This is a genomic window from Sphaerisporangium rubeum, assembly GCF_014207705.1.
Taxonomy (GTDB): domain Bacteria; phylum Actinomycetota; class Actinomycetes; order Streptosporangiales; family Streptosporangiaceae; genus Sphaerisporangium; species Sphaerisporangium rubeum.
In genome coordinates this window covers 5,803,182-5,824,446 of record NZ_JACHIU010000001.1, presented here as the reverse complement: position 1 = coordinate 5,824,446, position 21,265 = coordinate 5,803,182, and the positions used below count along the sequence as shown (strand labels likewise).

27 protein-coding genes are annotated in these 21,265 nt (G+C 65.4%); 17 read left to right on the top strand and 10 right to left on the bottom strand.

Features of this window, described 5'->3' with window-relative positions; translation table 11 throughout:
- The first annotated feature begins 10 nt into the window (after positions 1–10).
- From BJ992_RS24760 to BJ992_RS24740, 5 genes are all read left to right on the top strand, one after another.
- Positions 11–934, top strand: a complete 924-nt coding sequence (locus tag BJ992_RS24760) for a carbohydrate ABC transporter permease (protein ID WP_184984942.1) — start codon at positions 11–13, stop codon at positions 932–934.
- The gene (locus BJ992_RS24755) at positions 935–1,840 is read left to right on the top strand and encodes a carbohydrate ABC transporter permease (protein WP_184984940.1); all 906 of its coding nucleotides are present in this window, start codon (positions 935–937) and stop codon (positions 1,838–1,840) included. It begins immediately after the preceding gene.
- 48 nt (positions 1,841–1,888) lie between these two features.
- Positions 1,889–2,185, top strand: a complete 297-nt coding sequence (locus tag BJ992_RS24750; RefSeq protein WP_184984938.1) for a 4a-hydroxytetrahydrobiopterin dehydratase — start codon at positions 1,889–1,891, stop codon at positions 2,183–2,185.
- A gap of 333 nt (positions 2,186–2,518) precedes the next feature.
- Positions 2,519–3,811 carry a Fic family protein gene (locus BJ992_RS24745; RefSeq protein ID WP_184984936.1) on the top strand — a complete coding sequence of 431 codons (1,293 nt, stop codon included), beginning with the start codon at positions 2,519–2,521 and terminating at the stop codon, positions 3,809–3,811.
- A 293-nt stretch (positions 3,812–4,104) separates the two neighbouring features.
- Entirely contained in the window at positions 4,105–5,139 is a 1,035-nt protein-coding gene (locus BJ992_RS24740; RefSeq protein ID WP_184984934.1) for a glycoside hydrolase family 10 protein, read from the top strand.
- A gap of 263 nt (positions 5,140–5,402) precedes the next feature.
- Here BJ992_RS24740 and BJ992_RS24735 read toward each other — a convergent pair whose 3' ends face one another.
- The 3 genes from BJ992_RS24735 to BJ992_RS24725 form a co-directional block, all read right to left on the bottom strand.
- Positions 5,403–6,011 (bottom strand): hypothetical protein, encoded by a 609-nt coding sequence (locus BJ992_RS24735; RefSeq protein WP_184984932.1) that lies wholly within the window; start codon positions 6,009–6,011, stop codon positions 5,403–5,405.
- Between the two features lie 529 nt (positions 6,012–6,540).
- Positions 6,541–7,011 carry a hypothetical protein gene (locus BJ992_RS24730; protein ID WP_184984930.1) on the bottom strand — a complete coding sequence of 157 codons (471 nt, stop codon included), beginning with the start codon at positions 7,009–7,011 and terminating at the stop codon, positions 6,541–6,543.
- 39 nt (positions 7,012–7,050) lie between these two features.
- Complete coding sequence (locus BJ992_RS24725; RefSeq protein ID WP_184984928.1) at positions 7,051–7,194, bottom strand: hypothetical protein; 144 nt, start codon at positions 7,192–7,194, stop codon at positions 7,051–7,053.
- A 114-nt stretch (positions 7,195–7,308) separates the two neighbouring features.
- Here BJ992_RS24725 and BJ992_RS24720 point away from each other — a divergent pair, with 114 nt between their 5' ends.
- On the top strand, positions 7,309–7,671 hold the full coding sequence (locus BJ992_RS24720; RefSeq protein WP_184984926.1) for an NYN domain-containing protein: 363 nt from the start codon (positions 7,309–7,311) through the stop codon (positions 7,669–7,671).
- 77 nt (positions 7,672–7,748) lie between these two features.
- Positions 7,749–8,156 carry a PASTA domain-containing protein gene (locus BJ992_RS24715; protein ID WP_184984924.1) on the top strand — a complete coding sequence of 136 codons (408 nt, stop codon included), beginning with the start codon at positions 7,749–7,751 and terminating at the stop codon, positions 8,154–8,156.
- A 120-nt stretch (positions 8,157–8,276) separates the two neighbouring features.
- Here the strand turns inward: BJ992_RS24715 and BJ992_RS24710 are convergent, their stop codons facing one another.
- The 3 genes from BJ992_RS24710 to BJ992_RS24700 all read right to left on the bottom strand — a co-directional run bounded on the left by BJ992_RS24710 (position 8,277) and on the right by BJ992_RS24700 (position 9,590).
- Positions 8,277–8,477, bottom strand: coding sequence for a DUF397 domain-containing protein (locus BJ992_RS24710; protein ID WP_184984922.1), 201 nt, complete (start codon positions 8,475–8,477; stop codon positions 8,277–8,279).
- A gap of 103 nt (positions 8,478–8,580) precedes the next feature.
- Positions 8,581–8,781 (bottom strand): DUF397 domain-containing protein, encoded by a 201-nt coding sequence (locus BJ992_RS24705; RefSeq protein ID WP_184984920.1) that lies wholly within the window; start codon positions 8,779–8,781, stop codon positions 8,581–8,583.
- Positions 8,769–9,590, bottom strand: coding sequence for a helix-turn-helix domain-containing protein (locus tag BJ992_RS24700; RefSeq protein ID WP_184984918.1), 822 nt, complete (start codon positions 9,588–9,590; stop codon positions 8,769–8,771). Before BJ992_RS24700 ends, BJ992_RS24705 begins: the two co-directional genes overlap by 13 nt.
- 134 nt (positions 9,591–9,724) lie before the next feature.
- On the opposite strand from BJ992_RS24700, the gene BJ992_RS24695 reads away from it, so the two are divergent.
- Genes BJ992_RS24695 through BJ992_RS24680 form a run of 4 tightly spaced genes read left to right on the top strand, consistent with a single transcriptional unit; the run spans position 9,725 to position 12,246 of the window.
- The gene (locus BJ992_RS24695) at positions 9,725–10,171 is read left to right on the top strand and encodes a hypothetical protein (RefSeq protein WP_184984916.1); all 447 of its coding nucleotides are present in this window, start codon (positions 9,725–9,727) and stop codon (positions 10,169–10,171) included.
- Positions 10,159–10,542 carry a hypothetical protein gene (locus tag BJ992_RS24690; RefSeq protein ID WP_184984914.1) on the top strand — a complete coding sequence of 128 codons (384 nt, stop codon included), beginning with the start codon at positions 10,159–10,161 and terminating at the stop codon, positions 10,540–10,542. The genes BJ992_RS24695 and BJ992_RS24690 overlap by 13 nt, the downstream gene beginning before the upstream one ends.
- Positions 10,543–10,576: 34 nt before the next feature.
- Positions 10,577–11,698, top strand: a complete 1,122-nt coding sequence (locus BJ992_RS24685; protein WP_184984912.1) for a helix-turn-helix domain-containing protein — start codon at positions 10,577–10,579, stop codon at positions 11,696–11,698.
- Positions 11,695–12,246, top strand: coding sequence for a PIN domain-containing protein (locus BJ992_RS24680; protein ID WP_184984910.1), 552 nt, complete (start codon positions 11,695–11,697; stop codon positions 12,244–12,246). Before BJ992_RS24685 ends, BJ992_RS24680 begins: the two co-directional genes overlap by 4 nt.
- Positions 12,247–12,317: 71 nt before the next feature.
- Here the strand turns inward: BJ992_RS24680 and BJ992_RS24675 are convergent, their stop codons facing one another.
- The gene (locus BJ992_RS24675; RefSeq protein ID WP_184984908.1) at positions 12,318–13,442 is read right to left on the bottom strand and encodes an HIRAN domain-containing protein; all 1,125 of its coding nucleotides are present in this window, start codon (positions 13,440–13,442) and stop codon (positions 12,318–12,320) included.
- Positions 13,443–13,448: 6 nt separating this feature from the next.
- Here BJ992_RS24675 and BJ992_RS24670 point away from each other — a divergent pair, with 6 nt between their 5' ends.
- The 3 genes from BJ992_RS24670 (at position 13,449) to BJ992_RS24660 (ending at position 14,741) form a co-directional block, all read left to right on the top strand.
- Positions 13,449–13,607 (top strand): hypothetical protein, encoded by a 159-nt coding sequence (locus BJ992_RS24670; protein ID WP_184984906.1) that lies wholly within the window; start codon positions 13,449–13,451, stop codon positions 13,605–13,607.
- 238 nt (positions 13,608–13,845) lie between these two features.
- Positions 13,846–14,271 (top strand): hypothetical protein, encoded by a 426-nt coding sequence (locus tag BJ992_RS24665; RefSeq protein ID WP_184984904.1) that lies wholly within the window; start codon positions 13,846–13,848, stop codon positions 14,269–14,271.
- A 41-nt stretch (positions 14,272–14,312) separates the two neighbouring features.
- On the top strand, positions 14,313–14,741 hold the full coding sequence (locus BJ992_RS24660) for a hypothetical protein (RefSeq protein WP_184984902.1): 429 nt from the start codon (positions 14,313–14,315) through the stop codon (positions 14,739–14,741).
- Positions 14,742–14,849: 108 nt separating this feature from the next.
- Here the strand turns inward: BJ992_RS24660 and BJ992_RS24655 are convergent, their stop codons facing one another.
- Positions 14,850–15,140, bottom strand: a complete 291-nt coding sequence (locus BJ992_RS24655; RefSeq protein ID WP_184984900.1) for a hypothetical protein — start codon at positions 15,138–15,140, stop codon at positions 14,850–14,852.
- A gap of 71 nt (positions 15,141–15,211) precedes the next feature.
- On the opposite strand from BJ992_RS24655, the gene BJ992_RS24650 reads away from it, so the two are divergent.
- A protein-coding gene (locus BJ992_RS24650; protein WP_184987567.1) for an IS3 family transposase occupies positions 15,212–16,437 on the top strand; the annotation gives its coding sequence in 2 pieces (ribosomal slippage) (positions 15,212–15,524 and positions 15,524–16,437; 1,227 coding nt in all).
- A gap of 163 nt (positions 16,438–16,600) precedes the next feature.
- On the opposite strand, the gene BJ992_RS24645 is transcribed toward BJ992_RS24650, so the two are convergent.
- A complete protein-coding gene (locus BJ992_RS24645; protein WP_184984898.1) occupies positions 16,601–17,017 on the bottom strand; it encodes a helix-turn-helix domain-containing protein in 417 nt (138 codons plus the stop codon).
- A gap of 122 nt (positions 17,018–17,139) precedes the next feature.
- Entirely contained in the window at positions 17,140–18,330 is a 1,191-nt protein-coding gene (locus BJ992_RS24640; RefSeq protein ID WP_343072838.1) for a methyltransferase domain-containing protein, read from the bottom strand.
- A 352-nt stretch (positions 18,331–18,682) separates the two neighbouring features.
- On the opposite strand from BJ992_RS24640, the gene BJ992_RS24635 reads away from it, so the two are divergent.
- Both BJ992_RS24635 and BJ992_RS24630 read left to right on the top strand, forming a co-directional pair.
- A complete protein-coding gene (locus BJ992_RS24635) occupies positions 18,683–19,474 on the top strand; it encodes a class II aldolase/adducin family protein (protein WP_184984895.1) in 792 nt (263 codons plus the stop codon).
- A gap of 297 nt (positions 19,475–19,771) precedes the next feature.
- Positions 19,772–21,259 carry an endo-1,4-beta-xylanase gene (locus BJ992_RS24630; protein ID WP_184984893.1) on the top strand — a complete coding sequence of 496 codons (1,488 nt, stop codon included), beginning with the start codon at positions 19,772–19,774 and terminating at the stop codon, positions 21,257–21,259.
- The last annotated feature ends 6 nt before the right edge of the window (positions 21,260–21,265 follow it).

Below are 21,265 nucleotides of genomic sequence, written 5' to 3'. Positions count from 1 at the left end.
GAGGCCCGGGATGCTGACCTCGGCCAAGACACGGATGTACGGGTTCGTCTTCTCCTTCCTCGTGATTCCCGTCGCGCTGTACGCGGTCTTCGTGATCGGCCCGTACGCGCAGGCGTTCTACATCTCGCTCACCAACTGGCGAGGCATCACGGGAAACCCGCAGTACATCGGGTTCGAGAACTTCACCCGCCTGTTCTCCGACGAGGTCTTCTGGGCCGCGGTGCGCCACCACGCGCTGCTCCTGGTCGCCATGCCGCTGATCACCATCGCCATCGCGCTGTTCTTCTCGTTCCTGCTGAACCTCGGAGGAGGCAGCAAGGGTGGCCGCATGACCGGCGTGTTCGGGTCGCGGCTGTACCGCGTGGTGTACTTCTTCCCGCAGGTCCTCGCGGTGGCCGTCATCGGCGTGCTGTTCCAGGCCGTGTACCGTCCCGACGGCACCGGCATCATCAACGGCCTGCTCGACCTCGTCGGCATCGCTCCGGTCGGCTGGCTCATCGCGCCGGACCTCGCGCTGTGGTCGATCATGGGTGTCCTCGTCTGGCAGTCCGTCGGCTTCTACGTCGTGCTGTTCTCCGCCGGCATGGCCGCCGTGCCGAAGGACGTCTTCGAGGCCGCCGCGCTCGACGGCGCCGGCCGGTTCCGCCTGTTCTTCAGCATCACGCTGCCGCTGATCTGGGACACCATCCAGGTCGGCTGGGTCTACCTCGGCATCGCCGCCTTCGACTGCTTCGCGCTGGTGCAGGTGCTCTCGGTCGACCGCGGCGGCCCCGACAACGCCACCACCGTGCTGCCGCTGGAGATCTGGCGCAACGCCTTCACCTTCTCCAAGTTCGGCTACGCCTCCGCGATGGGTGTGGCCCTGTTCTTCCTGACCCTCACGTTCGCGGCGCTCAGCCTCCGCGTGACACGCCGCGAGAGGATCGAGCTCTAGATGGCGACCTCCACCGACACGGTACGGCGGGCCGCCCCGCGCACCGCCACCCGTCCGGCCCGTCCGAAGAACCCCCTCGGCGTCTTCGGCGCACTGTCCCACCTGGCCCTCGTCGTCTGGCTGATCCTCGTCGTCGGCCCCATCCTGTGGACGTTCCTCGCGTCCTTCAAGACCAACGCCGAGATCGTCGGCGACGCGCCGCTCGCGCTGCCGGCCACCTACTCGTTCGACGCCTGGGTCCGCGCCTGGGACAAGGCCCACATCGGCCGCTACATGCTCAACACGGTCTTCGTCGTCACGATCAGCACCGCCTTCACGATGCTGTTCGGCGCCATGGCCGCGTACGTCCTCGCGCGCTACCGCTTCTTCGGCAACCGCCTCGTGTACTACATGTTCGTCTCAGGCCTCGCGTTCCCCGTGTTCCTCGCACTGGTCCCGCTTTTCTTCGTCGTCCGCAACCTCGGCCTGATCGACACCCACCTCGGCGTCATCCTCGTCTACATCGCCTACTCACTGCCGTTCACCGTCTTCTTCCTCACCGCCTTCTTCAAAACCCTGCCGACCTCGGTGGCCGAAGCCGCCATGATGGACGGCGCCTCCCACACCCGCACCTTCTTCCAGATCATGATGCCGATGGCGAAACCAGGCCTGATCAGCATCACCATCTTCAACATCCTCGGCCAGTGGAACCAGTACCTCCTCCCCATCGTCCTCCTCTCCGGCGGCGTGGAGGACAAATGGCTCATCACCCAAGGCATAGCCAACATCAACACCAACGCCGGCTACGAAGCCGACTGGCCCGGCCTCTTCGCGGCCCTGAGCATGGCCATCATCCCCATGCTCATCGTCTACATAATCTTCCAACGCCAGATCCAGTCCGGCCTCACCGCCGGCGCCGTCAAGTGAGTGCTCGCACACGCGACAACGCCGCCACCACGTGAAATGATGATCGGCATGGAGAGGCTGGACGACGACGCGATCACCGCACGCCTTCGTGAGATCCCCGACTGGCACCGCGAAGGCGACGAGATCCGCCGCACCATAGTGGCCCCGGACTTCCGCACCGCCATAGCGGTTGTCAACGACATCGCCGAGCAGGCCGAAGCCCTCAACCACCACCCCGACATCGACATCCGCTGGCGCAAACTCCACCTCACCCTCACCACCCACGACGCCGGCGGCCTCACCCAGAACGACTTCGTCCTGGCCCTCCGCATCGACACCATCGCCGCCGACCACGCCGCCTCCTGACCTTCAACGTCCAACTCCCAGAACTGGGAGATCCTGGGAGTTGACTGGGAGTACGTACCGGCCGTCCGCGCACACCCCTCAGACGCTGGGGATTCACCCGGCTCAACTCCCAACTCCCAGAACTGGGAGAAGCTGGGAGTTGGCCGGGAGCAGGGACTACTCTGGGTCAGGACCTGAGCGGACCGGCGCCGTCGACGGCCCCGGTCCGCAGCGGACCAGACTTCCGGCACCCTCCTCGCGAGCCGAGAACTCCGCTCCGATCCTGGAGCACACATTGGAGATCGAATGCGCAGGCCAGAGACCCCACCGCCACTAGCTGAACTGTTGCAGCGCATGCTGGCGAACGATTCTCTGGCCGGAGCCATCGATCACCATCTGCTCGCCGCCAACCAGACGCCTTACTACCACTGGGACGAGATCCGTCATCGCTCCGCACCCGACCACCTGACCCGGGAGGACTGGTGGGCCGTGATGAAACTCGCTCGCCGGACCATGGCCCGACGGGTCCCGTTGCTCGATGTCCGTGGAAGACATTTCACCTATGCGTTGCCGGACGATGTGCTTCGTGAGAACGAGTTCGTCAGCATCAACACCGGAGGACACATAAGCCTGAGTGAGGAGGTCACCAACCCCGCCACACGTGACAGATATCTCGTCAGTTCTCTGATCGAGGAGGCGATAACCTCAAGTCAGCTCGAAGGCGCGAGAACAGAGAAGCGCGTGGCGACCGAGATGATCCGCTCCGGCCGGGAACCACGTGATCGTAGCGAGCGCATGATCCTGAACAACTACCATGCGATGGAATTCGTCGGCGAGATTCGCTCTGAAATCCTGACACCGGACATCATCTGCCACATCCATCGCATCGCGACCGAGGGCACACTGGACACCCCCGACGCGGCGGGACGGTTCCAATCACCCGCAGTTCCCAGAGTGGGTGTGTACGACAACACGGGGGAGCTGCTCCACGAGCCGCCACCGGCCGAGCAGCTTCCCGAGAGGATGCGGCGTCTCTGCGACTTCGCCAACGGCGCCGACGGCGGAGGCTACCTTCCTGGCGTCGTCAGGGCCATCATCATTCACTTCATGATGGGGTACGACCATCCTTTCGAGGACGGCAACGGCCGGACGGCCCGGTTGCTTTTCTACTGGTCGATGCTGAACCAGGGATACTGGCTCACGGAGTTCATCTCGATATCGAGCGTCATCAAGAAGTCCCACGCACAGTACGGCCGCGCCTATCTGTTCACCGAGTCCGATGAGAGTGATCTGACCTACTTCCTGCTGTTCAACCTCAAGGTGCTTCATCAGGCCATCGACGCGCTCAACCTCTATCTCGAACGCAAGATGGCCGAAGTCAGGGAACTACGCACCAGGCTGCGCCGCGACGCCGGCCGCTTCAACACCAGGCAGCTCGCCCTACTGCACAACGCGCTGAAGAACCCAGGAGCGACCTACTCGGTGCAGTCCCACCGCGCATCCCATCGCGTGTCGGCGGAGACCGCGCGTCAGGATCTGATCGAACTGGAGAAACACGGTCTCCTGGAGAAAGTGCGTGTGGACAAGCGGTTCATGTACCACCCGGCACGCGATCTGAACGAGGCCATCAAAGGGCTTGAGTCCTAGCGCCGGTCCTCATCTCCACGACACCGGCGGCCGCACTCCACGAGACTTCACCCTGGCCTTGCGCATCGACACGATCGCCGCCGACCACGTCGCGTCCTGAACCTTTCGGCGGTTTCGGCATGGCCGCAGGCTTTCGCCGCAGCGTGATCCCCGTGTGCCTCTCCAAGGCGCCGATCACCGGTTGACACCACTCGCTGTGCTTCGCACACTCCGCTGTGAGATCTCCCGTACAGCACTTCATGGATGACGCACGTCCCCTGCTCCTCGCACGGTGTCCCTCCGGAGGAACCACCATGGCCGTCCATCCCTTGCGCCGCGTCCTGGCCGTCACCGCGGCGGTCGTCTGCGCTGCCGCTCTCGCCGTCACCGCCACCCCCGCCTCGGCCACCGACGTGACGCTCGGGTCCGCCGCCGCCGCCACCGGCCGTTACTTCGGCGCCGCGGTCCAGGAGCGCCTCCTCACCGTAACGCCGTACACCACGATCCTGGACCGGGAGTTCACCTCGGTCACTCCCGAGCTGGAGATGTGGTGGAACGTCATCCAGCCGACCAGGAGCTCCTGGAACTTCGGACCCGCCGACCGTGTCGTCGAGTACGCGCAGGCCCACGGCATGCGGGTCCGCGGCCGGCTGATCACCTCGTACGGCCTCCCCGCCTGGGTGAACAGCCTCCCCACGGCGAGTGACGTCAACGCGGCGCTCGTCACCTTCATCAGAACCGTGATGACCCGCTACCACGGGAAGATCGACACCTGGGACGTCGTCGGTGAGGCCTTCTCCGACAACGCGAGCGCCACCCGCAGGCCCGGTATCTTCCAGAGCCGCCTCGGCGACAGCTGGATCGAGCAGGCCTTCCGCGCCGCACGCGCCGCCGACCCCGAGGTCAGGCTCTGCTACAACGACTACGGCATCGAGGACATCGACAAGCGCAAGTCCCAGGCCGTCTTCAGCCTCCTGCGTGACTTCCGCGCACGCGGCGTCCCTGTCGACTGCGTCGGTCTCGAATCCCACTTCACCGGCAGCTTCCCGTACCCCGCGAACTTCCGCCGCACCCTGGAGACCTTCGCCTCCCTGGGCCTGGACGTCCACCTCACCGAACTGGACGTCGCCGGCACCGCTCCGGCACAAGGAGAGACGTACCGCTCCGCCATCTCGTCCTGCGTCGCCGTCCCCCGCTGCAAAGGCATCACCGTCTTCGGCGTTTCCGACCAGCACAGCTGGCGCTCCAGCGAAACCCCACTGCTCTTCGACCGCTACTACAACAAGAAGCCGTCGTACTACGCCGCACTGTCCGCCTTCCCGATGCCGGTGACCCCCACGACGCCGTAGCCCGGCCGCACACCGTCCTGACCCGGCCGCTCACCTCCGAGCGGCCGAGACCGGGTCGCGTCCGCGGAGCCGGTGAGCGGGACGGCCAGGGAGGACGAGCCGGGAACGACAGATCCCTCCCAGAAATGCGGAGATACCGGCACAGGAAGGTGAAAGGTAACCGAGGTCCGTGGACGCAGGTGGAACGGTGGTCTAGGCTCTGACGTCGCCGGTCCCGGACGACGGGGAACCGCCGTCCGGGACTTCTGCCCGCTCGGTGTGGTTCAGCAGATGATCTGTCCAGGACCCCGCTGAACGTCCACCGAGTCGGCGATCGCACCACCCGGGGGCATCGCGGCCGATGTCCACCTGGCCACCGCCGCGCTGCCTCCGGCCGTGCCACCGGAGGCGCCGTGCGCGCCTACGGAGGCGAGATAGTCGGTCAGTTCGGCGCTCAGCGTCACCGCTCTGACCTTGAACCAGCCGTCCGGCGGCCCCTCAAGCGGCACCGTCGCCTGCCAGTCGCCGCCGACGACCCGCACGACCGGGAAGAACGTGATGGCGCCGTCCTTCGGATAGGTCTGCTGGACCGCGAGGACCAGCCGGTCACCTTGTTCCGGGACACCGTGACCGCGGACGGCCAGGCAGGGTGCCGCCTTGGCGTGCGTACCCTCCGGCGGGTGCTCTATGGTGACGTCGCCGGTCGGGGGACCTGCCGAGAGCACCGGGCCGAGCCAGGACGCGGTGACCGCGACGGCCACTCCACTGACGAAGGCCCCGAGGTGCCGGCCGACGTACCTGGCGAACGTCTTGCCGCGCCGTATCCATGGCGGGGGTGGTACCGCGGGCTCGCTATTGGCAGGCTCGCCTCCTTGGATGCGAGTTTCAACCATATCGCGGCTTATCCCTCCCTAATCGCTTTTACAGTGGTCTTGTGAGGCCACAGCGTATGGCATGCAGCAGGGACAGAAGGAAACTATGAAGATTTTTCGCGAGAGGTTCGCACTTTTACCGGCTGGCCAGGTCGAACAGCTAGTCTAGCTAGTTCCCAACGTGTCGTACCATCGTGCCTTATGGCACGCTATGACCGATTTGTCGGGAAGAATCGATCAGGCTAGCGATCTCCAGAGTAGTCCCGCAATTGCGAGAACGTGCAGGTGTTGCTGCAAATGCACGTGCAGATGAACGGGCTGACACGGACGGTAATGGGGCAGGCTGCGGTGTTTGCCCGGCCTCGCGGATGCATCCGGAGGAAGCGGGCCAACTACCCCTAATCCCTCACATGTCAGAGCGCCTGAGTTGTTTTCGCAGCTCAGGAAAGCAGCCTTACCAGATGTTGCATATGCACACTCGTTCAGCGCAACCCACATAGCTCACTTAACGGACAAATAGGCAGGACGGCCAGAGCCACCACGCGCGCGATCAGCTCTCGACACCGCCGAGGAGCTCGACGACCCGCGTGGTGGCGGCGTGGTCGGAACCGAAGAGTCTGACCAGATCGTCACGGAGAGTGGACAAGGTTCGCTGAGCCTGACCGGTGTGGCCGGCGCGTGCTTCGAGTTCGCCGATCTGGCGGCGCAGCACCAGCAGGCGTGGGTCGTCGGCCGGCCAGCGGGTCAGTTCGTCGGCCAGCAGGTCGCGCAGCACGTGCAGCGCGAGATCGAGATCCTCCGTGTGGTCATGGCATGCCGCTTCCTGCAGCCGGCGCTGGAAGACCCGCTCCAGGTCCGGCTCCGGCAGCGCGAGCAGGTCGTCGGCCACCCTGTGGTACTGCTCGGCGGCGGCGTGGTGGTCGCCGGAATCCAGCAGGACGTCCGCGAGGCGCACGCGCAGGTCGGCCGTCTCGTCGGGGTCGAGCCTGCCGTCGGCCCACCGGACGGCCTCGCGCGGCACCTGCGCGGCGTCGTCGTACTGTGACCGCCTGAACAGGGACTACGCCTGGCGGCGCGCGAGTGCGACGTCGTCACGGGTGGCGTCGTCGGCGCGCACGACGGGAGCCGAGGTCGGGCCGCCGGTGAGGGTGCGAGCCGCGGCGTGCGCGTACACGCGTGCGGGGTTCGGACGAGGGTCGGTCATGTCGCCGAGCGGTCCGGTTCCGGTGAGGTACGTGAAGGACGGTCCATCCATCTGCTGGACATCGAGAACCTGACGGCGTCTCCCAGGCCGACCACGGCCGAGGTGACCAGGACCATGGCCGAGTACCAGGACCTGGTGCTCATCGGCCCCATGGACCAGTTCGTCGTCGCCGTGAATCCCCGGTCCATGGTGAACGTCGGCGTCGCGCTCCACGGCGCGCGACTGCTGATCCGTTCCGGCCTCGACGGCGCGGACAGCGCTCTCGTCGACACGGCCGTGGCCGACCGCATCGACCTGCGTTTCGAGCGAGCCGTCATCGGCTCCGGAGACGGCTATTTCACCAGCCTCGCCATCTGGCTCACCGAGGCCGGCCTGCACGTCACCGTGGTCAGCCGTCCCGAGCGCCTGAATCGCCGCCTGCACGCCACGACCGGCGACGTGACCTACCTCCCCCCTACGGTGGCCCTGGCCGCCTGACCCCCAAGGACCGACATGACCTATCCGCCGCAGCCGCCGACCCCCCCCGCCGGGGGGTCTCCGGCCTCGCGGTCATCTTGATCGCCGTCCTCGCGCTCGGCGCCGGCTGCCTCGGCGGCATAGCCCTAGGCGCCGCCGGCTCCGCCCCGTCCGCCACGGCCCCGCTGGTGGCCGCCACGGCCACCAAGTCCCGAGCCGAGGTCAAGCAGCCCCGGCCGGACGACACACAGCTACCGGACCCCGCCGAGCCGAAGCCCCGGTACGTCAAACTGCCGGACTTCACCGGCCAGAACGCCGCCGTGGCCAAGGAATGGTTCGCCGACCGCGGCTGGGACGAATGGGACGACATCAAGCTCGGCTCACAGGACCGCTACGACACCTTCGTCGTCCTCCCGGAGAACTGGACCGTCACCAAACAGTCCCACCGTCCGGGAACCAGGGTCAAAGTCGGCACGACCATCGTCCTCACCTGCACCAAGCAGTAGAGACCCCGTACCGTCCTCTTCTCTCGCCGGAACGAACCACCGTCCCGGCCAGGCGACGCGCCTCGGAGCCCACGAGAAACCGGCGACCCCCGAGGCGCGCCGTCTCAGTACCTCACCCGGTCAAGCCAGACCACCGTCCCGCACACCCCTGCGGAACGCGTGCCATCCGTCCGTCCCGACCACAAGCACCGGTCCGGCCGGATCCTTACTGTCCCGCACACCTCGGCGTCCGCCGGCCAGCGAAGCGATTTCCACGCAGTTGCCGCCATTGCCGCCGGAGTACGAGGACTTGGTCCAGGTGGCGCTGGTCAGGTCGTCCATGAGGTGTGGCCCTCCTCGTCGCGTAGAGGTGCGGTATGTCACTCGGAACGGATGTGTCTCGGAGACTGCTCGAAAGAGCCATCCGGGACCTTGTGCCTGGGCCTCAGATCAGGCTGCCGTCCTTCACCACGGCGCAGAACGCCGTCCAAGCGACCGCGTCGACCATGAAGGCAGGTCCTGCGGGGTTCTTGCTGTCGCGTACGCCGCGGCGTCCATCAGTGAGGGATGCCACCTCCACGCAGTCACCGCCGTTGCCGCCGGAGTACGAGGACTTGATCCAGGTGGCCTTGGTCAGCTCATCCATTTTTGTGCCCACTCCTTAATCAACTGTTTCGATCCAGCTTGTGGAAGTGCGTGGATCCTGATCGCGTCGTACCTTGTACGCAGATTACGGACATCCTCTGGCGATGCGATGACCTTGCCTTCGTTGGCGGATTCCAGGTAAGCGACATCTTGGCCTTGGACGTTGGCCAGTATGAACGCTCCTAGCAATCCTGGGGTGCAAGCTGCCTCGAATGGGACTATCTGGATCGCGATACATGGGTGATCCGACATGGTCACGAGATGTTCGAGCTGCTTGCGCATGACCGAGGCTCCGCCGATGGGTCGCTGGAGGACGACCTCATCCAGTACGGCCCACATCATAGGGGGATCTTCGCGCTCGAAGATGGTCTGCCGATCAAGTCGTGCGGTGACGGCTTGATCGAGCTTGGAGCGTTGGAATTGGGGCTCACCCTGGAAGAGAGTTCTCGCGTAATCCGGAGTCTGGAGCAGTCCCGGGACCAGGGAGTGCTGCCAGGAGTGCAGAGTCGTGGCCTTCAGCTCCGCCTCCAGCCAGGGGATGAACCAGAGCTGTACGCCGTCCGCTCTGCACTCGTCCCACATCCGGAGAAGGACGCCGTTAAGTTGCAACTGGTCGTCGACGCGCTGAGCGAAGTCCGCTTTAGGCATTCGGCGGCCGGTTTCCACCATGCTTACCAGACCTCCGGAATATCCGATTTTTTCGGCTAGTCCCTCCTGGGTGAGGTGAGCCGAGAGCCGACGTCGCCGCAATTCGTACCCGAATCGGTGGACAGGGGAGGTCTCGGGGTTGTGCTCGTGCTTGTCGGTCATGTCGTCTCCCTATAACAGGACTCAACGAGCGACATACGAAAGTGCCGAGTGTTGGTTGTAGTCGTTCCCTTACGCAGCGTAGGGGAAAAGTTCACTCTGGGAGGGTCGTTTAAGAAGACCGGAAGGCATTCACCGTGGGACGACAACCTCAGGTGCAAATAGCGCCACAGATCAACCCGCAACGTCCCTACTCCGCTCTCATCGCGGCAGAACGGATACGCGAAGAACTGCGCCGGTACGGCATCGTCAGCGACGTCAACGGCGACGCCACCGCCGCCTGCGTCGCGATCCAGGCCGGCCTGGTCGTCTGGGTCCGACCCGGCGCCGGCTTCTCCTGGTGGTCAGGCAACTGGTCGACCAGAGGACGCAAACGCTACGCCTGGGGCCCGCCACACGACCCGATCTCAGCGGCCCGCCGCGTGGCCCAGCGCTACGCCGAGGCGTACGCCGACCACCCCCACGCCACCCTGATCATGGACCTCCTCCACAACACCGACCCCACCGCCGACCCCCTCCAACTCGCCACCGACAGCACCCTCACCCACCCCACCCCCCGCGAGGTCCTCGTATGGCCGCTCTGAACGAGGACCGCCCCTCGGTCCGCACCACCCCGATCTCCGCCACCACCGCCGCCGACGACGCCGAACTCCTCAACATCCTCAAACGCGAACTCGACCCCTACAACATCCCCACGACCATCACCATCCGTCCCATAGACCCCACCACCAACCCCCGTCCCGGCCGCACCCACCTCCCCACCGAACTCCAGACCCTCGCCGCCGACCACCGACCCTGCGCCTCAGTAGTAATAGCCGACATGCCAGAAGGCCGCTTCTACTGCGTAACCCCCACCGACCGCCCCTGGATCCGCTTCCCCCTCCACCACGTGGTGGAAGCCGCCGCCTACATCCGCCTCATCGCCTGGGACCACGACCGACCAGGCCCACGGTGACCACGAGACCAACTGGCTGTTCTATTATCGAACAATGGGCTCTGTGGAGAGAAACGAGCTGGGTGAGCGCGTCGCGCTCGCGCGGCAGCGTGCCGGAAAGACGCAGGCAGAGCTTGCCGCCGAGGTGGCGCTCGACCGGTCCAGCCTTGCGAAGGTGGAAAACGGCACGCGCCGCGTCTCCGCTCTGGAGTTGGCGCGCATCGCGGAGGCCGTGCACGAGCGGATCGAATGGTTCTTCCGGCCCGCACCGCCTGCTGTGATCTCCCATCGCAACCAGCAAGAACCTGGCGCGGCGAGTCCTGCCATTGATCGGCTGATCGAACGAGCCGCGCGGCACGTCGAATTCGTCAACAAGCGTGCCGGACAGGCACTGCGAGACATCGGCACGCTGCCTCGTCCCGGCAGCTTGGCTGAGGCGGAAACTTCCGCAGCCAAGGCTCGCACCCTCCTGGGGGTCGAGGCAGACGGTCCGGTTTCGGCGCTCGTCGATCGCATGGCCGCAGAGGTGGGCTTGTTCGCCTTCTCCTTCGACCTTGGCGCCGATGCCGCGGATGCCGCCTCCATGCTGCTCCGGGAAGGCGGCATCGCGATCGTCAATGGTGCGCGCCAGGTCGGCCGTCGCAGACTGGCCTTGGCGCACGAGCTGGGCCACTACCTGTTCGCCGACGAGTACACCGTCGACTGGCGGGTCGCCGAACAGGACGGTGTCGAAGGCTGGGAGGCGCGCCTGGACCGGTTCGCTCGCGCGTTCCTGGTGCCGGCGGCCACCCTCCGCAAGGATCTCGACCGCCTGACCAATGACGACGCCGACCTACGTACCATCGCGGTGATGCTAGGCAGCCTCTATCAGGTGGACATGGCGACGCTGGCGCGACGGCTGACCGAGGTCGGACTCTTGTCCTCCTCTGATGCCGACTTCGTCCGTTCGGTACGGACAGGAAAAGCCGACATCATCGACCTGAACCTCGTCCCCAAGAACGAACTCGAACCTCCCTGTCTGCCGAAGCCTTACACCAAGTCCGTTCTGGCCCTCTACCGCAAGTCTGACATCTCCGCTGCCCGCGCGATCGACCTGCTGTTCGACACCTGGACTGAGGAAGAGCTACCTCCGATACCGCAACTCCCAGAGAACGCCATCTGGGAGTTCGTGTCGTGAGCGAGAACGCGAGCGAGATTTTTGTTTTCGATACGGGTCCGCTGAGTGCCTTCGCCGCCAATAACTGGCTTGGCGTGCTGAAAGCCGTGGTCGGCAAGCGCCGTGCCGTCATTCCGGATGTCGTCGCCATGGAACTGAGGGAAGGCATGGCCAAGGACTCGCGTATCGGCGCCGCGCTGACCGCGGACTGGATCGAGCACCGCGAGCTCACATCCGATGCCGAAAGGGACGCGTTCGCCGATTTTTCTGAACTGCTGGTAGTGGGTACCAGAAACATCGGCGAAGCGGCCGTCCTGGCCATAGCTCGCACGATGCGGGCCACGGCGGTTGTAGACGACAGCGCCGCGCGAAAAGCCGCTGCGTCGTTCAACGTCAAGTACTGCCCTACACTGCGCTTGTTGTGCTGGTCCATCAGAGATGGCTTGCTCACCGTCCCGCTTGTCGCGGAATTGGCTGACGACCTTCTTGCCAGCAAGTATCACTATCCGTTCCCATCTGGGGGCTTCGAACGCTGGGCTAAGGAAAACGGACTTCTCGACGGTAATTGAGCCCTGGTATGTCCTGGAGACACACCCGGTGTTGCGGGGCCGCCGGAGACGGCGCAAACGAGATGAGGTCGTCACTCAGCGAGCCAGTAGATCCAGTCGTCCGGCGCCACGGGCCAGGACGGATCCGGCTGCCAGCCAGGAGGCGGCTCCCAGCCTGTGGGGGCTTGGGGCCAGCCCGGCGGTACGGCGAATCTGATCCGGGTCGGCCTCGGTGGGATGGGTGCGTGTGACCTGACGCTTGAGGAATCGGTGGACGAGATGTCCGCTTGGACGGCTGCTCGTCTTGCCGGAGGACCGTCCCCGATCGGGCCGGGCCAGCCGTTGGGGAGTTCGTGTGCGCGTGCGCAGTAAAGAGTGACTTCCGCTTTGAGGTGGTTTCCCTTCAGCTTCGCTTTGGCAACCGTCACATGGCCCATGCTGTCCAGAAGACGGATCGCGGGAAGGAGTTCGCCGCTCATCTTCGGTGTGAGTTGACCGACTCGGTTCTCGTCGAGACGAACCTCGACGAAGTGTTTGACGGTTCGCCCGGTGGAGTCGGTCACTTCGTGAAGTGTCGCGAACGCGTAGGACTCCCCTTCCGTCCGCAGTAGCGGTTTGATATTCGATAGGTGATGCTCTTCGCCGCTCACCTGTATGGCCCCGCCATGAGGTAGAACGACATGTGGTCCCTGCGGTGCGGTGTTCACGGGAAGGCAGAGGTGCGGTTCGGCCAGCGCGATCTTGACACTCGCTATGAACCGTTCGTTCAGCCTGGTGCGTCCTGCCTGGTCATACTCATGATCGGTGACCATCCCTCCCCAAACTCGGCATGGGACGCGGGCCGCGAAGCCGGAGGCGGCCATGTGATCGAGCAGGGATCGATATCGCGTGGCGTCTTCGCGCGGGAGATATCCGACGGTCTCCTGTTGGATCAGGACCGCCACCGCGTTCGGATCGTGGCGGTTGTGCGGTTCGCGGATCAGGATCGCGGTCGTCTCCAACTCACGTGCGCCACTCGTCCGCAGCACTTTCTCCAGCGCAGGGAAGTAGTGGCTCTCTCCTGCGACTTCCTGGTTGCACCAGTTGTTGTGGCCCCAAAGATCGTAAGGAGTCAGGCGTGCGTCGTGGGGATGGGTGTCGCTACTTCTCCTGCCTATTACCACCGCATGTTCCCGTTCGTTCAGATCCCAGTCCCCGAGCCGAACCAGAATAGGCACTCCTGGGTGGAGCTATCAGCGATACGCGAACTCGAGCCCTACAACATCCCCACCACGATCACCATCCGCCCCATAGGCCGTGGCACGCCGGACTCGCGGCTACCTCACGGACTGGTCGTGGACAAGCGGCACAGTCGCGTCGTCATCTCCTGGGGCTTGGCCTGACACTTAATTTCATTGCTTTTCATGGTCGTCTAGGTCGGCGGGTCAGGAGTCCAGGGACGTGCCGGCGCCGGTTCGGACTGGTTGATCAGGCCGGGGTCGTGGGTGAAGGGCCGGAGGCGGCCGGTTGGTGGTGTGTACGGGATCGGCCGGGGCTTGTCCGGATGCGGTCGCCGCGTCATGGTCAGTTTAGCCTTCAACTACTTGGTTGGAGGGTTCGCTGTCACGGATGAGGAGAGGCATGAAGCGCACTATCTCCGTTCTCGCCGTCGTCACCGGTCTCATCGGCGCCATGGTCACCGGCATCGGGCCCGCGTCCGCCTCCGCGGTCGACTGCGCCGCCGGCGGATACACCCGCGTTTACAACAGCTACGTCCCCACCAACGTCCAGCGGCCGGCGGTGGACGGTTACAGCTACCACATCGGGGGGTCGCCGGGGTACTCGTACGAGATCTGCCTCGACATCCCGGACGGCGAGACGTTCACCGTCGAGGTGCGGAGCTGGACCAACACGGTCCCCAGCGTGTTCGTGGACGACCGGCCCGGCGACAAAGTCTTCCGCTACTCCGTCCCCGGCGACAGCTTCTGGCAGGTCTACGGCACGCTGACCGGCCCCGGCAGTACCTACATCTACTACACCTGGTACGAGAAGCGACTCCCTGCCTGATTCGACCGGACCGTAGGGTCATTTCACCGATGAGGAGAGGCATGAAGCGCACCATCTCCGTTCTCGGCGTCGTCACCGGGGTCCTCGGCGCGATGCTCACCGGCATCGGGCCCGCGTCCGCCTCCGCGGTCGACTGCGCCGCCGGCGGTTACAGCTGGGTCCGCAACAGCTACGTCCCCACCAACGTCGAGCGGGGGGCCATCGACGGCCGCAGCTACAACATCAGCGGTGCGGCCACCTACACCTACGACATCTGCCTCGACATCCCGGACGACGAGACGTTCACGATCGTGGTACGGAGGTTGGTCGACGGCGAGATGCGGACCGTGTTCGTCGACGACCGGCCCGGCGACAAGGTCTTCACCTACTCACTTCCCCCCAGCAGCTTCTGGCAGGTCTCCGGCACGTTGACCGGCCCCGGCAGCACCTACCTCTACTACACCTGGTACGAGACACGAACCGTAGGCTGACCTCGGAACGGCCCGGCCGCCTCGCACCCCGAGAGCGGCCGGCGCCTCCACCGGTTCGCGCTGATCAACCGTCTCTGACCACGAGCGAGGTCAGGGAAACCGTGTCGGCTACTTGCGAACCGCGAAGCTTGTCGATGCCAGTTCCTCGCCTTCTACCTCAAAGCGCCACGCGTAGCATTCGCCTTGGCCAAGCGGAAGCGATCCGATATTGAGCGCGATGTTGCCGTGGAAATCGGTCATGCGGGTGTACTCGTCGTCAGCGGACCCCGTATCGCTCAGATCGCCGATTTGGCCGCGGAACTCGACGGGCCGGTCATCGTGGATCTTCACGGAATCGCCGGCGCTGTCGGTAAGTCTCAGAGTGAAAGAACGCTCGATGCCGGCTTCATCCCACGGCACGCGGGCCTTTCCCCCTGAACGTGGACACCTTGGAGACTGGATCTTGAGGTCCAGGGGAAGAGATGTCTCTGATGGTGATGAAGAACTATCCGGCCGAGTTCAAGGCCGACGCGGTGGCGCTGGTGCTGTCGAGGCCGGACCGGACGATCACGTCGATCGCGCGGGATCTGGGGGTCAGCCGCGAGACGCTGCGGGTGTGGGTACGCGCCGCGCAGGCTCGGGGTGAAGGCGGGCAACGAGCGGCCGGCGGGGGCAGGACCGGCAAGGACACGCCGGCCGGGCACCTACCCTCGGACGACGTGCTGGAACAGGAGAACAAGCAGCTCAAGGCGCGGATCCGGGAGCTGGAGCAAGAGCGGGACATTCTGCGTAAGGCGGCCAAGCTTTTCGCGGGCGAGACGAACTGGTGAACCGCTTCCAGTTCGTTGAGGATCACAAGGCGCTCTACGGGGTGAAGCGGTTGTGCCGGGTGCTGCAGGTGTCACGCTCGGGCTTCTACCGATGGTTGAAGGGCGCCGCGGCGCGGCTGGCCCGCCGCCAGGCCGATGAGCAGCTGGCCGAGCAGGTACGCAGGATTCATGCCGAGCATGACGGCACCTACGGCTCGCCTCGGATGACGGCCGAGTTGCGTGCGGCCGGGATCGTGGTCAACCACAAGCGGGTGGAACGGGTGATGCGCGAGCACGGCATCGCCGGGCTGCGTCTGCGCAGAAAGGTCCGCACCACCATCCCGGAGCCGGATGCGGCACCCGTGCCGGACCTGATCCAGCGCGACTTCTCCGCCGGGCTGCCGAACACCCGCTACGTCGGCGACATCACCTACCTGCCCGTCGGTGGCGGCCGGTTCCTCTACCTGGCTACCGTGGTGGACTTGTGCTCACGCCGGCTGGCGGGCTGGTCGATCGCCGATCACATGCGCACCGAGCTTGTCGTGGACGCGCTGCAGGCCGCGGCGCACACCCGGGGCGGCCGTCTGGACGGCGCGGTGTTCCACAGCGACAACGGGGCACAGTACTGCTCGCGGGAGTTCGCGCGGGTCTGCAGCCGGCTCGGCGTCACCCGCTCGCGCGGCGCGGCCGGGACCAGCGCCGACAACGCCGCCGCCGAGTCCTTCAACGCGAGTCTGAAACGCGAGACGTTGCAGGGCGCGCACCACTGGCCCGACGCCCGCACCGCCCGCCTGGCCGTCTTCCGCTGGATCACCCGCTACAACACCGTCCGGCGGCATTCCAAACTCGGCCAGCTCAGCCCGATCGCCTACGAGAAGACGCCAGATAACCTGAAGCCTGCCGCCTGAAATCGGTGTTCACGTTCATGGGGGAAGCCCCCGCGAAGGAAGACGACCACACCTGCAGGCGTGATGGCAGGACCTGTGACTGCCCAGTCCGCGCCTAGCATGTGCACTTTTCCGGTCGCCGTATCTTGCTGCACGGAGTCACATAGCAGGATGAATGCCTGCATTACTCGCCCAATCTGACCAGATCGGCGGATGCGTTTGTTGTGGTCCCACTGCACAGGCTCGCAGAGAAAACGCTACCCATGGTGCTTGTCACACGGATCGTCGGCGGGGTGGCACGCGTCGGCGATGCCTCCATCGATGCCTGCCGCACGATGTGATGGACCGTTGCACCGAGAGCCAGAGCGTAGCGTCGAATGGTGGACAGGTGGGGATCACCACCGAGACGCTCGAAGTCGGACACAGCGGCCTGACTTCGTCCCATCCGCTCGGCTACCTGGGTCTGTGTCAGTCCTAGCTTCTTGCGCAGATGGACCAGTTGCTCGATGAGCCGCATGTCGCGGTCGATCGCAACGTTCTCGCGGTGCACCTCAGGGTCGCTCAGGTCGATGCCGAGCAGTTCAGCGACGTTGGGATCCATCACGGCCTCCTCGTATCGGCTTAACCTTATATTCTGCGTAGCCAGTCGGCCAGTCGCTTCCGTGCGATGACACCCCCTTGTCCTTCGTGACGACCAAGGATCGGGGTTGCCGTACTAGACGTTCAAGAAGATCGCTTACTCTCCGTTGTGGATTTGTTTCCCAAATGGGTATTCGAGAAGTATGAGGTGCACTGGGGTGGCGGTGTGATGGGGTTGGCGGGGTGGTGGAGCCAGATGTGCCGGCCTTCGGGGGTGACGGTCATGCCGAAGTGGTCCTTGGTGGGGGTGCCCCAGGAGACCCAGCGGAGGTAGGCGTCTTCTACCTCGTCCCACAGGTCGTGGGGGCCTCGTTGGAGGACGGCCACGCGTTTGTGGCGGGGGGAGTAGTGGACCTGTGCGTCGGAGTCGTCGGACCAGAGGGAGAGGTGGAAGGCGCCGTTCTCCTGGTCGGCGTGGGTGGCGTACACGTGGGGGAGTTGGGCCGCTATGGCGATGTCGGCGCCGTAGGAGGTGCGGAGGACCCGGCGGGGGTCGAGGGTGGTTGAGGAGCTTCGGTAGTCGGTGTTCAGGCGGGGGAGGGGCCAGCGTTGCGAGCGTAGGGGCATGAAGCCGGCGCGGCCGTGGAATCGGCCGGTGGCGGTGCCGGTGCCGGTGGGGGTGAGGACGGTCAGGTGGCCGGCTTCCTCCCAGCGGGGGGTCCAGGGGAAGACGATCCTGCCGCCGGGACGGGTCTGGGGGATCCAGGCGTAGGGGACCTGGTCGATGCCGCAGGTGACGTGGATCTGGTCGTACGGTGCGCCTTCCGGGTGGCCGGCGGAGCCGTCGCCGAGGATGAGGTGAGGGGAGCGGCCGGCGGTGGCGAGATTGGCGGCGGCTGTGGCGTGGACGGACCGGTCGATCTCGATGCTGGTGACGTTGTCGTCGCCTAGGCGGTGGGAGAGGAGTGCGGCGGTCCAGCCGGTGCCGGTGCCTATTTCGAGGACTTCGTCGCCTTCGTAGGGTTTGAGGAGTCCTAAGGTCGCGGCTACAGCGCTCGGTGCGGAGGACGACGAGGTGTAGTCACCTTTTCCTTCTGCTATGTCGGTCGCGCCGTCGTCCAACTGAGTGACGATCGCCGTGTTCGAATACACGGCGTCGAGCCATGCGTCGGGGTCGGTCTCGCGGTCGATGAGGTGACCGGGGCCTTCGGAGTCGCACCAGGCTCGATCAGGGATGAACAGGTGGCGCGGTACCGCGTGCAGTGCGCCTCGCCACCTGTCGTCCAAACCCGTGAGTTGATCGACGAGAGCGGTGATGCGCTGGTCGACGTTCACTTCTCGTCGGGCTTTTCATGCTTACCGGGATCGTCGGGACGAGAGCCGTCGGAGCTCGGCTTCGGCTTGTCCACCGGTTTGTGCGCCGGCTCTTCGCCGTCGTGTTTACCCATTGATCGCACCTCCATTGCCGTGGCAGATGAACTTGCGTCCTGGATGAAATCATTGTCGCACGGCCGTGGCGTCGAGGCGCAATTTTCTACGTGACAAAATACGGCTAAGGATATCGATATATGTGGTGTTTTCTGGTCTGATCGCGGCCCAACCCAGATGCGGGCCCTGGCACGTGCACGAGAGGCGCGGCATACTCGCTGGTAACAGACGGATGTTCGGCATGGTGAGGAGACGGTGGATGGGGCTCTCGGATCTGCGGCCGGTGCCTAGTGGGTCGCTGGAGTTCCGGTTTCCTCGGCGGTTCGACGATGTGGCCGAGGAGCGGCGGCATCGGATGGAGCGGCTGGCGGCGGCGCTGCGTGTGTTCGGGAGGCTCGGGTTCGAGGAGGGGGTGGCGGGACACATCACGGCGCGCGATCCGGAGCACACCGATCACTTCTGGGTGAATCCGTTCGGGATGAGCTTCCGGCACGTGCGGGTGAGTGACCTGATCCTCGTGAACCATCAGGGGGAGGTCGTGGAGGGGACGCGGCCGGTGAACCAGGCGGCGTTCGCGATCCACTCGATGATCCACCAGGCGCGGCCGGACGCGGTGGCGGCGGCGCACAGTCACTCGGTGCACGGGAAGGCGTTGTCGGCGCTCGGTCAGACGGTGGAGCCGTTGACGCAGGACGCGTGCGCGTTCTACGAGGACCACGCTCTGTTCGACGACTACACCGGGGTGGTGCTGGACGTCGAGGAGGGCCGGCGGATCGCGCAGGCGCTCGGGTCGCACAAGGCGGTCATCCTGCGCAACCACGGGTTGCTGACCGTGGGGGACTCGGTGGACGCGGCGGCGTGGTGGTTCATCACGATGGAGCGGTCGTGCCAGGCGCAGTTGCTCGCCAAGGCGGCGGGGAGGGTCGTGCCGATCACGCACGAGAACGCGAAGCTGACGCACGGCCAGATCGGCAACGACCTGGTGGGGTGGATCAACTTCCAGCCGCTGTACGACCAGGTCTGCCGGACCGATCCGGACCTGTTCGACTGACCCGGAGTCATGAAACTAGCGCGCTAGTTTCCCGGAGATTTCGGCGATCTTCCTGATGTCACCGCAGGATGACGGGGTGTTCACGGCGCGCGCCTCCGAAATCTTTAGGTGAATTATTGACAACTTTCGGGGTGATCCCCAGACTTGGGCCGCAAGTGGAGACCTCCCATGTCACCAACCGGGTGATAGGTGGTCTATCCGCAGGTCACAGCGGTGCGCGACCGGTTGCTGCGGCTTTCGCGGGTGGGCCGCTCCACGTCCCCCTCCCCCGATCGGTGTTCCACTGGAGGAACAAAGATGATCGACAACGCCGTCCCCGTCGGCAGAGGTAGACGTCTCCTAGGGGTCCGGAACAGCCTGGTCGTCGGCGCGGTGGCCGCACTCGGTGCGAGCCTGTTCGTGGGTGTCACGACGACGTCGGCCGGCGCGGCGGAGAGCACGCTCGGCGCCGCCGCCGCGCAGAGCGGCCGGTACTTCGGCACCGCCATCGCCGCAGGCAAGCTCGGCGACTCGCAGTACACCACCATCGCGAACCGCGAGTTCAACATGGTGACCGCCGAGAACGAGATGAAGATCGACGCCACCGAGCCGAACCGGGGGCAGTTCAACTTCACCAACGCCGACCGCATCTACAACTGGGCCGTGCAGAACGGCAAGCGCGTCCGCGGCCACACACTGGCGTGGTACTCGCAGCAGCCCGGCTGGATGCAGTCGCTGTCCGGCAGCAGCCTGCGCCAGGCGATGATCGACCACATCAACGGCGTGATGAACCACTACAAGGGCAAGATCTACGCCTGGGACGTGGTCAACGAGGCCTTCGCCGACGGCAACTCCGGTGGCCGCCGCGACTCCAACCTGCAGCGCACCGGCAACGACTGGATCGAGGTCGCGTTCCGCACCGCGCGCGCCGCCGACCCCGCCGCCAAGCTCTGCTACAACGACTACAACATCGACAACTGGTCCTGGGCCAAGACGCAAGGCGTCTACAACATGGTCCGCGACTTCAAGCAGCGTGGCGTGCCGATCGACTGCGTGGGTCTCCAGTCCCACTTCAACAGCGGCAGCCCGTACAACAGCAACTACCGCACCACCATCCAGAGCTTCGCGGCGCTCGGCGTGGACGTGCAGATCACCGAGCTGGACATCCAGGGTGCCTCCGCGCAGACCTACGCGGCCGTGGTGAACGACTGCCTCGCCGTGGCCCGCTGCACCGGCATCACGGTGTGGGGTGTGCGCGACCAGGACTCCTGGCGCAGCGGTGACACCCCGCTGCTGTTCAGCGGAGGCAACAAGAAGCCGGCCTACGACGCGGTGCTCAACGCGCTCAACAACGCCAGCCCCAACCCGACGCCGACCGTGACCCCCACGGTGACCCCGACGGTGACCCCCACCGCGACGCCGACCCCCGGCGGCACGTTCCGTCTGCGTAACGAAGGCGCCGGACGCTGTGTGGACTCGCCGAACAGCGCCACCGCCAACGGCACGCAGCTGCAGATCTACGACTGCCACACCAACCCCAACCAGAGCTTCACCTACGACAGCTCCAGCCGCCTGGTGACGCTCGGCAAGTGCCTGGACGTCCCGACCGGCGGCGGCTCCGGCACCCGCATCCAGCTCTACGACTGCCACGGCAACTCCAACCAGCGCTGGACGTTCAACTCCAACGGCACCGTGACCAGCCAGGCCAACAACCTGTGCCTCAGCGTCACCGGCACCGGCAACACCTCCGGCGTGACCGTCGCCTCCTGCAACGGCCAAGCCACCCAGCGGTGGACCAGAGCGTGACCTCGT

What these genes read in the sequence shown, in the direction of transcription:
- BJ992_RS24630 (WP_184984893.1), top strand. Translation starts at nt 19,772, where the DNA reads ATGATCGACAACGCCGTCCCCGTCGGCAGAGGTAGACGTCTCCTAGGG.
- BJ992_RS24740 (WP_184984934.1), top strand. Translation starts at nt 4,105, where the DNA reads ATGGCCGTCCATCCCTTGCGCCGCGTCCTGGCCGTCACCGCGGCGGTC.
- BJ992_RS24645 (WP_184984898.1), bottom strand. Translation starts at nt 17,017, where the DNA reads ATGGATCCCAACGTCGCTGAACTGCTCGGCATCGACCTGAGCGACCCT.
- BJ992_RS24660 (WP_184984902.1), top strand. Translation starts at nt 14,313, where the DNA reads ATGAAGCGCACCATCTCCGTTCTCGGCGTCGTCACCGGGGTCCTCGGC.
- BJ992_RS24690 (WP_184984914.1), top strand. Translation starts at nt 10,159, where the DNA reads ATGGCCGCTCTGAACGAGGACCGCCCCTCGGTCCGCACCACCCCGATC.
- BJ992_RS24705 (WP_184984920.1), bottom strand. Translation starts at nt 8,781, where the DNA reads ATGGATGAGCTGACCAAGGCCACCTGGATCAAGTCCTCGTACTCCGGC.
- BJ992_RS24710 (WP_184984922.1), bottom strand. Translation starts at nt 8,477, where the DNA reads ATGGACGACCTGACCAGCGCCACCTGGACCAAGTCCTCGTACTCCGGC.
- BJ992_RS24745 (WP_184984936.1), top strand. Translation starts at nt 2,519, where the DNA reads ATGCTGGCGAACGATTCTCTGGCCGGAGCCATCGATCACCATCTGCTC.
- BJ992_RS24750 (WP_184984938.1), top strand. Translation starts at nt 1,889, where the DNA reads ATGGAGAGGCTGGACGACGACGCGATCACCGCACGCCTTCGTGAGATC.
- BJ992_RS24665 (WP_184984904.1), top strand. Translation starts at nt 13,846, where the DNA reads ATGAAGCGCACTATCTCCGTTCTCGCCGTCGTCACCGGTCTCATCGGC.
- BJ992_RS24635 (WP_184984895.1), top strand. Translation starts at nt 18,683, where the DNA reads ATGGGGCTCTCGGATCTGCGGCCGGTGCCTAGTGGGTCGCTGGAGTTC.
- BJ992_RS24700 (WP_184984918.1), bottom strand. Translation starts at nt 9,590, where the DNA reads ATGACCGACAAGCACGAGCACAACCCCGAGACCTCCCCTGTCCACCGA.
- BJ992_RS24725 (WP_184984928.1), bottom strand. Translation starts at nt 7,194, where the DNA reads ATGACCGACCCTCGTCCGAACCCCGCACGCGTGTACGCGCACGCCGCG.
- BJ992_RS24755 (WP_184984940.1), top strand. Translation starts at nt 935, where the DNA reads ATGGCGACCTCCACCGACACGGTACGGCGGGCCGCCCCGCGCACCGCC.
- BJ992_RS24685 (WP_184984912.1), top strand. Translation starts at nt 10,577, where the DNA reads ATGGGCTCTGTGGAGAGAAACGAGCTGGGTGAGCGCGTCGCGCTCGCG.
- BJ992_RS24720 (WP_184984926.1), top strand. Translation starts at nt 7,309, where the DNA reads ATGGCCGAGTACCAGGACCTGGTGCTCATCGGCCCCATGGACCAGTTC.
- BJ992_RS24760 (WP_184984942.1), top strand. Translation starts at nt 11, where the DNA reads ATGCTGACCTCGGCCAAGACACGGATGTACGGGTTCGTCTTCTCCTTC.
- BJ992_RS24735 (WP_184984932.1), bottom strand. Translation starts at nt 6,011, where the DNA reads ATGGTTGAAACTCGCATCCAAGGAGGCGAGCCTGCCAATAGCGAGCCC.